Source organism: Runella defluvii (genome assembly GCF_014195535.1).
GTDB lineage: Bacteria > Bacteroidota > Bacteroidia > Cytophagales > Spirosomataceae > Runella > Runella defluvii.
Genome location: NZ_JACIBY010000005.1, coordinates 547,691 through 562,871, shown reverse-complemented (window position 1 = coordinate 562,871; position 15,181 = coordinate 547,691). Strand labels below are relative to the sequence as shown.

Here is a 15,181-nt window from a genome sequence, read left to right as displayed (position 1 = left end):
TATTTGAATAGTCCAAAAATGGGCGTGAAAATCTGATTAAATTCTTACAAAAATCCGATTTTTATACATCCAGTACAAAATTGACCACTCTACAAAAAGAATAAGCCCGCCACGTACAAGCGATTCGTAGGTCGTCCCAAAGGCTTGGTCGTAGGTTTTTGAGATATGAATTTGAATAGAGTGATGAATAAACTCTACGATGGTGTGGGAGATTACGTAGGCCGCAATGGAGTTCATGCCAATCACAATCAACCAAAAGAAAGCCTTTCGATACCCCTGAATATCGACCAGCCAAAAGAAAGCGGCCAATAAAATAAAGCACCAGCCACCACTGAACAACACCCAGGTGGGTGTCCAGATGCGTTTTACATTGGGGCAAATGCCTAACCAGTTGAAAGTTAAGGCAATGATTAATAAACTGACGCCCATGGCCACAAATTTCATGGCTTTTTCTTTAGGGGCGGTATCGTCTTTGAGCCATTGTCCTGCCAAGAGCCCTAGCATCATCGTACCGAGGGTGGGGATAAAACTTAGCGTAGAATACCCTCCACCGTTACGAATAAAGGGTTTTTCACGCGGGAAAAGGTTCATAAACCATTGGTCAAATGCCCATGCAGCATTGGTATTTTTGTTCCAATGAGCCGCCAATCCTTTCAAATTGTGTTCCCAATCGGGCGTAACACCTACGGCCGCGTAGTCAAAATTGGCGTCGGGTAGTGGATACAGGAAAAAAAAGAGCCAATAGCCTACTAAAATAGTAGCCAATGCAGTCAGCTGGGTACGAACCGACTTGAAGCCAAACCAAAACAAAAATGGGTAGCCCATCCCGATTTGAGAAAGGGTATCTTCAAAGGTAAAGTTGGTTTGCTCGCGGTGCATGGAGCGCAAAAACACACCTAAGAAAATGAGAATAAGCGACCGCTGAAGGGTATGGCCAAACATATCGCGGAAGACTTGCCCTTTGGCCACCCGACTTGCGACGGAGTAGGGCAACGCCACGCCCACCAAAAATGAAAACGAGGGCTGGATCAGGTCGTGCAACGAACAGCCTACCCACTCGACGTGGTCTTGGTTAAAGGCTAAAAAAGCCCAAAAGGAGCTTTCGGGAAGGGCTTTGGAAATGTGGCCAAATTCGAGGACTTCGGCCATCATCAGAAACATCACAAAGCCACGGTACGCGTCAACAGAAGAAATGCGGTTAGGTATAGTTTGTGTCATGAGAGAGAAAAGGGTTTGGTGCAAAAAGGTAATGCAAAGAGTTTTATAACCTTGGCGAACTATGAACTTATCAAGGGTGTTTCTGATACTACTAATTCTTTGTGCTTTGATACCTTTTCTTCGGTCAAAAAAAATGCTAGTTACCTTGGTGGTTGTAGCTTCCTTGGGGAGCGTATTTTATTTTTTTATGTACGAAAAATTTGACTGGAAGGTCGAAAGCTTTCGTTCAAATCCAAACTTGAAAACCGTTCGAGCTGATTGGAAAGGGAACCCTGTCAATCCGCAAGGGCGCTTTTTGAATGATCCCGTTACGCCTCTACCCGCTTTTGGCGAATTGTGGCGTTGGCAAACGGAAACAAACCCACAAAAGCAAGAAAAGAAAACCGAGACATTTCGCCTGACTGTTACCAAAAATTCGGACTTTCTACACTCAAACGAAGATTGTGTGGTATGGCTAGGGCACGCTACGTTTTTTATCCGACTCAACGGGGTCACTTTTTTGACCGACCCCGTGCTCGATAGTCCTTCGTTTTTGATGAAACGTTTTAGTGAACTTCCCGTGGCTATTTCAGACCTCAAAAGTTTGGATTACATCATTGTCTCGCACGACCACCGCGACCACTGCGACGAACAAAGCCTAAAAGCGCTGGCTCCTCAAAACCCCAATGCGGTTTATTTGACGGGTTTGGGAGTAGATACGGTCTTTGGAGATTGGGTAAAAAGTACAAAAATTCAGTCGGCGGGTTGGTTTCAGGCGTATCAGACCAATACCACAAAAATTGAAGTCATTTATTTGCCTGCTCGTCACTGGGGGCGGCGCTATCTCAACGATACCAACAAAAACCTGTGGGGTTCATACTTGATTCGGGCCAATGGAAAAAGTGTGTATTTTGGGTCAGATTCGGGCTATGGGGCGCATTACCAGGAGTTAGGTCAACTATTGGGCGGGGTGGACGTGGCGTTGCTGGGCGTAGGTGCGTACAAACCCGAATGGTTTATGTCAGCCAGCCACATGGGGCCGAAAGATGCCGTCAAGTCAGCCCATGAACTCAACGCAAAACGCTTTATTCCGATGCACTACGGAACGTTTGATTTGTCGGATGAACCACTGGGTGATCCTTATCGGGCATTGCAAGAATTACAGAAAAAGCCCGAAAATCAGGGGTTTATTCAATTAGCAGGCGTAGGAGAAGTGGTGAGGCTTTGATAAAAAATTACGAATGACGAATTAGGGAATGACGAATTATCTAATAACAACAGCGGCGAAGGATTCCCTTCGCCGCTGTTGCTTTTAAGTGCCCAGGTCGTGGTGGTCACGGTTAACAATTAACTGTGCTCTAGCTAACTCTTGTTTTGTGCGCTCTTTTGGCGGCCAAGTCGTGGGCGGTGTCGTAGTACGAACGGAGGTTGTTCCAATCGAATACTTCGGCAATGTTTTCCACTTTATTCCGCTGTTGAATACGCTCGCGGAGGTTCATTTTCACAAATTTGAACAAAATGTTGGCGAGCTGATCTGCGGCTTGGTCAAAATCCTGTGTATTGCGGTTGATGACATAAATACCACGGTTTTCAAAATCGCGCATGATTTGCATGATAAAGTCCCCAAAACCAGACAAATCGCTCGTTACGGTCGGAATCCCGCGCACTACGCACTCAAGCGGCGTATAGCCCCACGGTTCGTAGTAACTTGGGAAAATACCTAAGTGGCATCCCCGCACAAATTGCCCATAATCTAAACCAAAGAGAGGATTGGTAGAGGCAATAAAGTCGGGGTGATAGACAATCTTCACGCGGTCTTGTTCGTGGTTTTTGAGCCCCGAACGCTCGCAGAATTCGGTGATCGAATCAGGCGTTTTTAAGTCGTGCGTCACGTACGGCGGAAGGCGTTTTGTTTTCCACGTCTGAATTGTACGACGCAAACGCAAGCGCCAGTATTCGTCCACAAACTGGTTTAAATCAGGTAAATTGTGGTCGCTCGATGCGGCCGAAGCCATGTACAATTTCTCGCCTAATTGTTTTTCGATGGCGCTACACGTATCCTGAATTTCCCCTAGAACGGCTCGTGATTGGAGTACATCAGGATTAATAGAATGATATGGCTGTTTGGTTACGATAAACATCACCACCGTCATGTCCATTTTGGCTTGCACCATTTTCCAGTTGAGTCGGGCAAGGGCTTCGAGGGTAATGTCGTAGCCTTTGTTGACAAACTCATACCGCCCCGACGTGAAGAAATAGAGCGTTTTATCAAGATTGAAGGAATAGCTCTGGAAGAAATGCCCCATCACGAAATCGTGGATATTCTCCTTGTATTTCATGTGAAGGTTTTGGAACTCGTGGACAGCCGCAAATCGCTGAATATTAAGGCCGTTGGGGAGGACAAGGTCAGGCGTTTTTCCCAGAAATACCTCGCACTCACGGGCTGTTACGTCGCTGACCGTCGTGCTGACGTGGGCATTCAAGTACGCCAATCGCTCAACCGTCGCTTGCGCTTCAATACCGTAATGCCGAGCTTCGTGTTTCCAGTCGAAATAAGGGAGTTTGTGGTAAAAATCACGCTCATTGGAAGCGATATAACGCCCTAGCATGGTGGCGTGGGTAGTAAACACCGTCGCGACCCGCACGTCGTCGCGGCGCAAATCAGGCAAGCCCGAGCTCGCCATCCACTCGTGGAAGTGGGCGGTAATATCAAATTTTCGAGCGTAATCTTGGGCGTAGTACGTTAAGAACTTTCGCACCATTTCGCCAAAGCAAAGGGTTTGGTTGACGAGGTCTTCAACATTGACCGTCGAGATTTGATGGCGCTCCCACAAGCCGTATTTAATGGCATCTAAGCGCGGCATCATGCTACGAATATCAAACAAAACCACACGAGGTTTGCCTGTAATGAGCCAATATCCATACTCTACCGCCAAGCCTTCTTCGCGCATTTTTTGAACAACTTGGTAAAGGCCCGAGCCGTCGTCCGAAGTGATGGGTTCGTATTCGGTGAGTGCGCGCTGGGGAAAATAAGGGCCAAGGCACACATATTCGTCGCCCCATTGGTCAACCATGGCAGGGACCTTGCTTCTAATCACTGTATAAATCCCTCCCACTTGGTTGCAAACTTCCCAAGCGATTTCAAAAAGGAGGTTTTTTTTTGGTTTTTTTTCCACGGTTAAGTACGGGTTAATGTACAATTCAAAGTAAAAAATGAACTATTTCAAGATAGTGTTTTGCAATAATAATGGATATTTAGCCTTCCACCAAAAAATGAATCTCCTAAGTAGCTTTACGAAAATTAAACACTATTTGGCAGAAATAGACCTGCCTCAGCGCGTCTAACTATTGTCCTACAAATACCCTGATTTTTGGGTGTAATGGCTTGAAATAACCCAAAAACAGGTTTTTTGAAAAAGAGTATTTAGAGTTTCACTAACAATTGTGGCGAGTTTGCTACTTCCCAAAAAGTAGTTTCTCCTCCAACAATACTAAAGAAAAAAAGAATAAAAAACTACGAAGGCATTGAAGGATGGTAATAATTTGTTGACAAATCGTGTGGTTAAGCTTTGAAAAGATAACCAACTCCTTTGAGGGTAATGATTTCGAGGGTGGCGTCGTCGCGGAAGTAGTCACGGAGGCGGGTGATATAGACGTCGAGGTTGCGCGAATTAAAGAAGGAATCGTCGCCCCAAACGCGCAAAAGAATGTCGCGACGCTGTACGGTGAAGTTGAGATTTTCGGTCAAAATAGAAAGCAGCTCGGTTTCGCGGTGGGAGAGCTTCCGAACGTTTCCTGCTTGGTGGAGTTCGTAGCGGTGGGGTAAAAATTGGTACTGACCGAGCGCGATGGCTTGGTTGGGGGAAATGGCGGCGGTTGTCGCGGTTTTTTGTTGGGTAAGGTGCAGCAAATTCTGAATCCGAACAATGAGTTCCTCCATGCTAAAGGGTTTTCGGATAAAATCATTGCCGCCTACTTGAAAGCCTTTCAAAACGTCTTCGGTTTGGGTTTTGGCCGTCAAAAAAATGATGGGCATGTCGGGTTGTAACTGTCGGATGTCTTGGGCCAATGCGTATCCGTCGCGATACGGAAGCATGATGTCAAGCACACAAACGACGGGCTGAAAGGACTTAAATTGGGCAATAACCTCTCTTCCATCGGCAACCATACAGACCTCAAACCCGCGACTTTCGAGGCTTTCTTTGACAATTTTTCCTAAAAATGGTTCGTCTTCGACGTAGAGAATTTTGGTTGACATGGTTTACGCTTTGGGTATTGTAATGGTAAATGTACTGCCTTTTCCCGCTTCGCTTTCCACGGAAATCGTTCCCTGATGCTGCTGTACCACCGAAGCGACGTAGTTGAGTCCCAAGCCGTAGCCTTTGACGTTGTGGGTGTCGCCCGTGGGTACGCGGAAAAATTTATCGAAAACGCGCGTTTGGTATTCGGCAGGAATGCCAATGCCCTGATCGCGGACGGTGAGGGTAAGCTGGGTCGGTGTTTCGGATAATTTCAAGGCAATCTCTGGCGTACTTTCGCTGTATTTCAGGGCGTTGTCTAACAAATTATAAATAACGTTGGTCAAATGAACGCGGTCGGCTGTAAGTAAAAAATCGCTGCCTTGGGTCGTAAACTGCACGTTGGCCCGAAACTTCTCAAATTGAATCTTCATGGATTGCAGCACTTGCTCGACCAGTTGTGCGGTATCCAATTCCTCTTGGTTTAGCTGCAAACCTTGTTGCTCAAAGGTGGCCATTTTTAGTACTTTATCCACCAAAAGCGTCAACCGACTAAGCTCATTTTTAGAAATTTCGAGGTATTCTTGGGTCAGTTTTGGGTTTTGAGCGGCTCCAAAATTTTGCAATGCTTCGATGGCGACACTCACCGTAGCAATGGGAGTTTTTAGCTCGTGGGTCATGTTGCTGATAAAATCATTTTTCAGCTCGGTCAATCGGCGTTGCTGCTGTAAGTTTCGGTAAATAGCCCCAAAAGCCAAGCCCGTGATGGCTAGTAGAAGGAACGAAAATAGACTTTGTGGGATGATTTTTTTTAACAAATATCCCTGATAATCAGCAAAAACGGCGCGATAGGTGCTTCCCATTGGCAGGGCTGTTTTTACGGCCGACGTAGCGAGGGAGGCCAGCGAGTCGGACGTGGTGGTGGTATCGGTTGTTTTTTTACGAATGACCTTAAACGGCAAAGGAAGGCGCGCTTGCCGAATTTGACGGCCATAGACTTTCTTGATGTCTTTGAGTTGGAGAGAATCTTCGTCGAGGCGAATGACGAACTGCTTTTCTGAAGTAGCGGTACTTTTTGCCGTAGAAAGCCCCAATTCTTGTTCCTTGCTTTCCGTTTCTGTTTTACGAATGGAGATTTTGATATTACCGATTTGTTTAAAATCAGTTGGCTGACGAATACTATCTTTGGGAACATTGAGCCGAATAAATGCCCGCGCGACTTTCCCTACCATATCTTGTAGGGTATCTGTTTTGGGCAAAGAACGCACAAACATAATATCCGACTTCCCTGCCGCAGAAGTATCTTGAATAGTCATGGTCGTAATCGTAATATTTCCAACCTGATTAACTCGAATGGCGCGTATGTCCTTCGGTTTGGTATTCATCAACACTTCGTGAAACTTATCTTTTGTAAAAATACTGCTATCTTTTAGTTGAGGAGCGTTAAAGTGGGAGGTGTAACGGTAAGCAGAAGCGTTCGTATCTTTAGGCGCTTTGTTAGATTTAATGATAGTGTAAGCAGGAAGAATCGGCGATGTAATGTCTTCTAGTGTAGGCGAGTATCTTATGATTGCCTTGGGAGTAGCCTTTTTTTTGAAAGTGGTTTTTGGAGTTAGGGTTTTGATAGAGTCAATGGGCGCAGAAATTTTTCGCTGAATGACCGAATCTTCCATGCTTTGAATGGTGGTTCGGAAGAGAATATCGGTTTCTTTTTGTAGGATACTTTTTTGTTCTTGGTATTCTTTATGCAGCCAAAATACCAGAAAGGCCGCTAGTAATAGCATACTAGCGACCATAAGCAGTCCTCCTGTACGGGTAGCATACGCCCCCGACGATAACGTATTTTGCGTTTTTTTGCTCATTTTTCTCCCCTTTTATCGGGTTGGAATTTTTAATTCCGAATAATCCGAAAACCTCCTCCCGAAGCGCCCATTTCTTTCATGTACTCGTCGCGCTTCTTAGTAAACTCGGCATTGGTGATTTTCTTGCCTCCCGATGGTGCTTTCAAATCGTTGCCTGTGAGGCTTTTGAAATCAATTTTGGTGGTTAGATAGACCATGTCACCGTCATTGACATCGACTTCCAAAATTAAGCCAGGAAGTCCACCAAAACTAGCGGGGCCGCTTGGAACGGGTATCGCTTCCGTAAACCATGCCACAATCGGTTGATTGTTGGTTTTGTTCACCATCGTGGCTTTCATGCAGTCGTAGTTTTGGATTTTCTTGGTTTCGCCTGTCAATTTCCACGGCATTCGTTTGAGGGTATCTTCTACCAAAAACTTTTGTCCTGCTAACTCACGAATTTCGATGTTTTTTTGCAAATCATAATTGCGATAGGTCTCATTTTGAGGAACCCGAACCACCATCCGAACAGTCGCGCCGTTACCATCGGTACTTTCCGACTCTTCGTTGGCTTGTTGTTCGGCGGCTTTATAGAGGGATTCGCTGCCTTTAAAACTAAGCTGCATTTTGTTGGTACGAAACTCAGGAATCATGGCTTTCATCGACTCGTCTTGGAGGCGTTTGTGCATGTTGATTTTTTGGTCGTACGACACCATTCCTTCGTTTTGCTGGGCCACGACGGTCACAAACGGACTTACCGCCAAAAGAAATACTAAGAGTTGTTTTTTCATTGGGTTTGATGTTAATTATTGGTTTGAAATTCAAGTTTTAATGTCGAATTCGGGATGTGAGCATCCCTCAGCACGGATGCGACGCTTAGAAAACTCGGGTTGTGAGCAACCCTCGGCACGGATTCTGCACTCGATACTCAGAAAACTCGGGTTGTGAGCATCCCTCAGCACGGAAATTCGACACTCTGCACTCTACATTCGACACTCTCCCTATCCTCGTTGAATCACGCGAATGCCACCCGAAGGCGCGCCGCCTAGCAGGTTTTTGAGGCTGTAGGTGAAACTGAGCAAGTAGTAGCGCCCGAGCGAACGAATACGCTCGTCTTGAACGAAGTTCGCTTGCGCCGTTCGGTTGATGCTCACGTTGCGATTGAGCATATCTACGACTGAGAATTTGAGTTCTCCCCGTTTGTTTTTCAAGAAAAACTGCGAGATGGAAGCGTTCCAAATGGGCACTTTTTGGTTGAACGACGAACCCGCAAAGTTGTAAATGCTGTAGTCGAGCGACGAGCTTAGGTTGAGCGACTTGGTGAGTTTAAAGTTCCCCTCTACGTCGTAGCGCTGGTTGACAAACGATTGATTTAACGCACTGTTGAGCGAATAGGCCGTTTGATTGTACGTGACACTTCCGCTGCTCGAAATGTCAAAAAACTCTTTAAAGCGGTAGTCCAAACGGAGGGTGTTGCGGCTTTCGAGGCGGCGCGTGCGATTATCGACATCGTTGACGGGAGTGATGCCACGATTGAGGAGCAAATTGCTACTAAAATTCACCCGCGTGTTGAGTGCCTTAATGCGGAAGCCTTTCGACAAGTTGGCGTTGAAGGTATAGTCATCTTTGACGTTGACGGGGCGGTAGGTTCGCACCAAGTTTGCGTCAATTTGCTGGGCGTTGGTAATGCGGTTGGCCGTGTAGGTAAAATTGGCAAACGCAAAGAAATTGCTAAAGTTCAACTGGTTGAAATTGAAAAAGTTGAGGTTCATTCGATGATTGTATTCGGGACGCAAGTTGGGATTTCCCAAGACAATGTTGAGCGGGTCGCTGTTGTCAACAATCGGTGAAAGTTGTTGAATACTCGGCTCACGCACGTCGGCATCGTAGGTAAGGCTGAGATTACGGCTGGTTGAGAAATTATATTGGTAACGGAGGTTTGGCAAAAGGTTCGTAAACGAGCGTTTGATTTGGGTATTTTGTAAAATCAATTCCCCGTCTAAGGTCGATTGCTGCACGCTTAACCCCGTCGAAAAGTTGTATTTTTTGCCGTTGAAACGCAGGTTAAAACCACCTCGTTGATAGATAAAATCATTACGGAATTGGTTGCTCAACAACGCATTGAACCGAGGCGAGTGGCCGTCGCCATTGACGTCAAAAACTTGGCGATTGACGTCGTTTTGGGTCAAATTGAGGGCATAATTTACTTCCAAAAAGCGACGTTTTCCCAAGGGCTCCGTGTAAGACGCCGTAAGGCCATAACTTTGGCGGTCGTTGGTTTGGGTGTTGGTTTGGCGCAGGGTATCCACGCGGTTTTTCGCTCCCGACGGCGCATAGAACGAATTGACGGCTTGCAGGTTGCCGTTGCGGTCACTTTGTTCTATTCCAAGGGTGAGGTTGGTAGAAAGTGTACGTCCTTTTTTGGCAAACTTATGACGCCACAACAACTCTGAGTTCAAACGAAAGGTGTTTCCTTTGGAAAAAGACTGGCGCGTCCCCTCGTTTTCCAATGCTCCATTGGCGTTGGTCGTGCTGGCGCTGCTGCCCGTGTTGGCACTGTTTTGGGCGTAGTTGGCGTTATTTGTCCATTTGAGGGAGTTCAGTGAGTCAATTTTATGGTCTATCGTCCAACTAGCACGGTGGGTATTATTGGTAGTAGTTTGGGCGGTATTTTGTTTTGATACAAAACTACCCGTGGGAAGAAATGACTCTCGATTGGTTTCTCTGTCAATGAGTTGGTCGAGTTGGTTGTAAAAATAACTGCTTTGGAGTTCCGTTTTTTTGCTGAGTTGGTCGTTGTAATTAACCCCTACCCCACCCGATTTGACAAAGCCGTTGTTACGACCGTTAAAATTGAGGGGAATGATGGCGTCATCGTCGGAGTTAAATTGTAGGCGTATTCCGCCACCAGCCATCATTCTTTGGGCGGCCCCCGTAAAATTCATGTAGTCGTCGATGGAAAAACCTTGCTGATTGATGTTGTTGGCCATTCCCAAAAATGAGAATTGACGTTTTTTACTAAATCGATTGAGGTTGGCCTTCACCGAATAGCGGCTGTCGGGGCCTAAACCCGCCGTAGCCATCCCAAACATTCCTTTTTTCTTCTCTTCTTTGAGCGTCAGGTTGATGGTTTTTTCGCGTTGGCCGTCGTCGATGCCCGTAAACTGCGATTGGTCCGACTTACGGTCAAACACCTGCACCTTATCCACCGCGTCGGCGGGGAGGTTTTTGGTCGCCATTTTGGGGTCGCGGCCAAAAAACTCTTTGCCATCCACCATCACGCGGCGTACTTGCTGTCCTTGGGCTTTTACCGTTCCGTCGCGCTCGACTTCAACCCCAGGAAGGCGTTTGAGCAAATCTTCCACAACGGCATTGGGTTGTACTTTAAACGACCCCGCATTGTATTCAATCGTATCTTGCTTGATTTTGACGGGGTCACGTTCTCCCTTGACAACCACCTCGTTGAGGTCTTTGGGAATGGGTAACATTTTAATAAAACCAAGGTCAATGACTTCGCTTTTTTGGGGGGCAATGTTTTGCTGAACGGGCTGTAGGCCAACGTACGTTATTTTGAGAAAATAGGCTTCATTGGTCAGGTTTTTAAACTCGAATGCTCCCGTACTTTGAGAGCGAGCAAAAGAAACCAACGACGTGTCTTTTCCGTCGAGGAGCATCACGGTGGCACCGTCCAATGGTCGGTTGGCTGAGTCGCGCAGGGCGCCTTTGATACTGATTTTTTGGGCAAAAGCAGCACTTGAAATCAGGACAAGTACTAAAGCATGTACATAGTTTTTCATATAAAATAGCTGCTCAAGTGTCGAGGGTTGCTCACAACCCGAGTACGCTAGTCGGTACCCAGGTTGTGAGCGACTCTCAGCACGGATTATAAAAAATAGCTGTTGGGTGAATGATAATTGAAAAAATTCATGGCTGTAAAGATTTTGATGGGACAAAACTAGGGCAGTGGGCGGAGGAAGTAGGTTAAAGGCCGTTGAAAGAATGTTAATTAAGGTTAAAGCCAAATTCCTATCTTTGTGAATCCTCATCTTATCCTCTCAAAACCATGCATTGTTACTTCAACGGCGCTATCATGCCTGTCGAGCAGGCTTCTGTCAACATCAACGATTTGGGACTGTTGCGCGGCTACGGCCTTTTTGATTATTTCCGTACCTACAACGGCGTTCCTTTTCAGTGGGACGGATACTGGGCGCGTTTTGTCCGCTCGGCTGAGGTATTGCACTTGCGCGTACCATTGACCCAAGCCCAAACGGCTGAAATTTTGACAGAACTCCATCGCTTATCGGGACAACCCGACGTTGCGTTTCGTTTTGTGCTAACGGGCGGGTATTCGCCTGATAGCGTGAGTGTTGTCGAGCCTAACTGGTTGATTATTGCCGAAAATTTACCCAAAGACAATCCCGAAGGCCGCGTGCGGGGTATCAAGGTACTTCCCTTTGAGTTTGTGCGTGATTTGCCCGAGCTTAAAAGCACGAATTATCTGCACATGATTCGCTTGGCGGCTGAGATGAAGTCACAAGGAGCGGCGGATTTGCTTTATTACAAAGACGGCGAAGTAAGTGAGTTGACGCGCAGTAACTTCTTTATTTTCAAAGGAGATACGTTGGTGACGGCTGATAAAAATATCCTGCACGGCATCACGCGCAAGGTGGTACTGGAGCTTGCTGAAAAAGAGTTTAAGGTAGAAGTTCGCCCGATGTTGGTGTCAGAATTGGAAGAGGCCGACGAAGCCTTCACGACGAGTACGACCAAATGGGTCATGCCTGTGGTACAAATTGGGCGTCAGATAGTGGGCGACGGCAAACCTGGGCCACGTACGCTCAAACTACTAGCTCAGTTTGAAGCATTGGTCAACGGCTACGGGAAATAGCTGTTCTTAACCCAAGTCAATCATTTTCTTGTTGGTAGCTTCGACCTTTGTGGTTGAAAAAACGAACAAGAAAATGAATAAGAAAGATGTATTATCAACGATTTGGGTATTTGTTACTATCAATTACCTCTACTGCGACCTCATTGGCCTCATGGACGCCTCGCTTTTGAAGCAATACTTGACGGGGCAGGTCGAAGGGATGACCATTTCTAGGGAATTTTTGTTGTATGCGGGTATTTTGATGGAAATTCCGATTTCGATGATTCTCTTGTCAAAAATCCTACCCGACAAAGCTAATGCTTGGGCAAACATCAGCGCGTCGTTGGTGAAAACCCTTGTCATGGTGGCGACGCTATTTATGGGAACGCCTACAATTTATTACCTCTTTTTTGCGGTGATTGAGATTTCGACCACGATTTTTGTTTTTGTCTATGCCCTGCAATGGCTCAAAACACTCAGGGTTTCTTCGCCAATCGCCGCCTAATCCTGCTCAACGACTCAGGCTTGACGCCGATGTAACTGGCAAGCTGGTATTGCGGAATGCGCTGGATAAGGCTAGGCCGTGTTTCGAGCAGGCGCAGGTAGCGTTGTTCGGGGGTATCGGTAAGGTAGGTAGTGACGGTCGCTTGAAATTCGGCGAAGGTATTTTCGACAATTTTTCGCGCAATAAATTCAAGACGAGGGTGTATCCTAAACAACGATTGCGCGGCTGCATCGTTGCCAATGAGCAAGACACAAGCTTCGTCGCATACCCAATAATGAGGGGAAGGTTTGGGCGTGTCAAAACTACTGAGTGAAATAATCCATTGGCCTTCTGTGAAAAAAGCGGTCGTTTTTTCTTCGCCGTCCACGAGGCTGTATTGGCGTACAAGTCCTTGAAATACAAAAAAAGTAGAAGTGGCCGTTTGCCCCTCTTGGAGCAAAAACGTCCCTTTTTCAAACGTTTTGATGATTGCGCTGTCCGCAATGGCCGAGGCTTCTTCGGGCGAAAGAGGCGAAATCTTGGAAAAATACTCAACCAGTTGGTTTTTCATGATTTTATTGACGTTGTCATAACTTTCTTTTAGGCTCTCCTGCTACTTCTTCGCCAGCCGCCGCCTAATTCTGCTCAATGATTCTGGGGTGATACCCAAATAACTCGCAATTTGATGCTGAGGAACGCGTTGGAGTAAGTCGGGCCGATTGGTTTGTAAGTTGAGGTACCGTTCTTCGGGCGAAGAGGTAATAAACGTCGCAAAGTCTTCTTGGGTTTTACCAAAACCTTGCTCCACCATCATTCGGGTGAGCGATTCTAGCTTTGGGAATTTCTGGTACATTTCCTTTTCCTCGCTTGGATTCCCCACAATCGCAGTCACGTCTTCAACGCACATGAAATAATGCCTCGATGGTTTTTGCTGAAGGTAAGTGTCAAACGAGACAACCGCTTGATTTTCTGTGTAAAAGGCCGTCGTTTTTTCAATGCCATCGTCCAGTAAATACTGCCTGACACATCCCTTGAGGATGAAAAAGCACTTGGAAGAAATTTCACCTTCCCGCAAAATGTGCGTGCCTTTGGGAAAGGTTTGAATGTCCAATAAAGCCACAATCGCCTCCATTTCTTGCCGAGGCAATGGCGCGTCTCCGAATAATTGTTGTAGAAGGTCGCTGTTCATTATTTTTTCTTAGGTGTAAATTAAATTTTTCACCTCCCATTTTTCCCCAAGTTAGACGCATTAAAAAAATAACCTCGGAGAGGCGAAACCTTTGTAGAGAAAAGGCAAACCGCCAAAAGTATAGCGCGAATTTGGTAGTTTTATGCCAATTTTTCTAATACAAACCTACATCAATGAAACCAGCGAATTATTGGGTTGAAAAATACAACATGTTGTCGCATCCTGAAGGTGGATTTTTTGCCGAAACGTATCGCTCGGCAGAAGTGATTCCGCAAAGCGCGTTGCCTGCCCGTTTTGGAGGCGACCGAAGTTTCAGTACAGGCATTTATTTTTTGCTCGAAAACCACCATTTTTCGACATTACACCGCATTCAGGCCGACGAAATGTGGCATTTTTACGCAGGAGGCCCGCTGGATGTGTACGTCATTTATCCCGACGGACGCTTGGAAATCATCCAACTAGGCGATAACCCCGACGCGGGCGAAGTGTTTCAGGCGGTAGTACCTGCAGGAACGTGGTTTGGCTCTAAACCCAAGGCCGAAAGTGCGTATTCGCTGGTGGGATGTACGGTGGCGCCTGGTTTCGACTTTGCTGATTTTGAGTTGGGCGAAAGGGCGCAATTGTTGGCGCTTTTTCCCCAACACCAAGACGTGATTCACTTACTGACGCATTAGTGCCGAACGATGCGCCCGTCCGACATTTCGATGATGCGGTCGCTGCCGTTGGCAAAGTCAGGGTCGTGGGTGACGGTGATGATGGTTTGGCCGTTTTCGTGGGAAATTTGGCGAAAAATGTCAAAAACCAACCCCGAATTGGCTTTGTCGAGGTTGCCAGTCGGTTCGTCGCCCATGATGATGGCGGGGTCATTGATGAGCGCCCGCGCAATGGCCACCCGCTGCTGCTGCCCTCCCGAAAGTTTGGAAGACTGTTTGCGGGCGTGTTCGGTCATGTTGACAAGGCGTAGTTTTTCGTAAGCCCTTTCTTCAATTTCTTTGTTGGAATATTTTCCCAACTTCAACGCAGGAAGCATCACGTTTTGCAAAACCGTAAACTCGGGTAGCAAAAAGTGAAATTGAAAAACAAAGCCCAAATGTTCGTTGCGAAAAGCGGCCAGCGTGTCTTGGGGTAATCCCGTAAGGCGTTGGCCGTTTACTTCGAGCAATCCTTCGTAGTCAGTATCCATGGTCGAAAGGATGTACAAAAGGGTGGATTTTCCACAGCCTGACTTGCCGATAATGGATAAAAATTCGCCTTTTTTTACCTCAAAATTCACGTCTTGCAACACCTGAAATTTTTCAGGCTCAAAGAAGTATTTGTTGATATGGGATGCACTGAGGACGTTCATAGTGGTAGGGGTTGAAGAAC

The 15,181-nt window shown here is 46.5% G+C and carries 13 protein-coding genes; 4 read left to right on the top strand and 9 right to left on the bottom strand.

Translation table 11 applies throughout. The features are described from left to right. Window positions 1–36: 36 nt before the first annotated feature. Complete coding sequence (locus FHS57_RS14895; RefSeq protein ID WP_183974921.1) at window positions 37–1,218, bottom strand: acyltransferase family protein; 1,182 nt, start codon at window positions 1,216–1,218, stop codon at window positions 37–39. A gap of 133 nt (window positions 1,219–1,351) precedes the next feature. Here FHS57_RS14895 and FHS57_RS14890 point away from each other — a divergent pair, with 133 nt between their 5' ends. Continuing rightward, window positions 1,352–2,425, top strand: coding sequence for an MBL fold metallo-hydrolase (locus FHS57_RS14890; RefSeq protein ID WP_229601350.1), 1,074 nt, complete (start codon window positions 1,352–1,354; stop codon window positions 2,423–2,425). A 130-nt stretch (window positions 2,426–2,555) separates the two neighbouring features. Here FHS57_RS14890 and FHS57_RS14885 read toward each other — a convergent pair whose 3' ends face one another. The 5 genes from FHS57_RS14885 to FHS57_RS14865 form a co-directional block, all read right to left on the bottom strand. Next, entirely contained in the window at window positions 2,556–4,373 is a 1,818-nt protein-coding gene (locus tag FHS57_RS14885; RefSeq protein WP_183974917.1) for a glycosyltransferase family protein, read from the bottom strand. A 386-nt stretch (window positions 4,374–4,759) separates the two neighbouring features. Continuing rightward, the gene (locus tag FHS57_RS14880; RefSeq protein ID WP_183974915.1) at window positions 4,760–5,455 is read right to left on the bottom strand and encodes a response regulator transcription factor; all 696 of its coding nucleotides are present in this window, start codon (window positions 5,453–5,455) and stop codon (window positions 4,760–4,762) included. Between the two features lie 3 nt (window positions 5,456–5,458). Further along, window positions 5,459–7,297 (bottom strand): sensor histidine kinase, encoded by a 1,839-nt coding sequence (locus FHS57_RS14875; protein ID WP_183974913.1) that lies wholly within the window; start codon window positions 7,295–7,297, stop codon window positions 5,459–5,461. A gap of 29 nt (window positions 7,298–7,326) precedes the next feature. Beyond that, window positions 7,327–8,067 (bottom strand): GLPGLI family protein, encoded by a 741-nt coding sequence (locus tag FHS57_RS14870; RefSeq protein WP_183974911.1) that lies wholly within the window; start codon window positions 8,065–8,067, stop codon window positions 7,327–7,329. Between the two features lie 210 nt (window positions 8,068–8,277). Continuing rightward, window positions 8,278–11,073, bottom strand: a complete 2,796-nt coding sequence (locus FHS57_RS14865; protein ID WP_183974908.1) for an outer membrane beta-barrel family protein — start codon at window positions 11,071–11,073, stop codon at window positions 8,278–8,280. Between the two features lie 266 nt (window positions 11,074–11,339). On the opposite strand from FHS57_RS14865, the gene FHS57_RS14860 reads away from it, so the two are divergent. Further along, on the top strand, window positions 11,340–12,164 hold the full coding sequence (locus FHS57_RS14860; protein WP_183974906.1) for an aminotransferase class IV: 825 nt from the start codon (window positions 11,340–11,342) through the stop codon (window positions 12,162–12,164). A 73-nt stretch (window positions 12,165–12,237) separates the two neighbouring features. After that, window positions 12,238–12,648: a DUF6326 family protein gene (locus FHS57_RS14855; RefSeq protein WP_183974903.1), complete on the top strand. Its 411-nt coding sequence runs from the start codon at window positions 12,238–12,240 to the stop codon at window positions 12,646–12,648. On the opposite strand, the gene FHS57_RS14850 is transcribed toward FHS57_RS14855, so the two are convergent. Together FHS57_RS14850 and FHS57_RS14845 are read right to left on the bottom strand one after the other, a co-directional pair. Next, window positions 12,620–13,198 carry a Crp/Fnr family transcriptional regulator gene (locus FHS57_RS14850; RefSeq protein ID WP_183974901.1) on the bottom strand — a complete coding sequence of 193 codons (579 nt, stop codon included), beginning with the start codon at window positions 13,196–13,198 and terminating at the stop codon, window positions 12,620–12,622. The genes FHS57_RS14855 and FHS57_RS14850 overlap by 29 nt on opposite strands. Before the next feature lie 42 nt (window positions 13,199–13,240). After that, the gene (locus FHS57_RS14845; protein WP_183974899.1) at window positions 13,241–13,816 is read right to left on the bottom strand and encodes a Crp/Fnr family transcriptional regulator; all 576 of its coding nucleotides are present in this window, start codon (window positions 13,814–13,816) and stop codon (window positions 13,241–13,243) included. A 173-nt stretch (window positions 13,817–13,989) separates the two neighbouring features. Between FHS57_RS14845 and FHS57_RS14840 the strand changes: the two genes are divergently transcribed. After that, window positions 13,990–14,490, top strand: a complete 501-nt coding sequence (locus tag FHS57_RS14840; protein WP_183974897.1) for a cupin domain-containing protein — start codon at window positions 13,990–13,992, stop codon at window positions 14,488–14,490. Here FHS57_RS14840 and FHS57_RS14835 read toward each other — a convergent pair. Further along, on the bottom strand, window positions 14,487–15,161 hold the full coding sequence (locus FHS57_RS14835; protein ID WP_183974895.1) for an ABC transporter ATP-binding protein: 675 nt from the start codon (window positions 15,159–15,161) through the stop codon (window positions 14,487–14,489). The genes FHS57_RS14840 and FHS57_RS14835 overlap by 4 nt on opposite strands. Window positions 15,162–15,181: the final 20 nt, after the last annotated feature.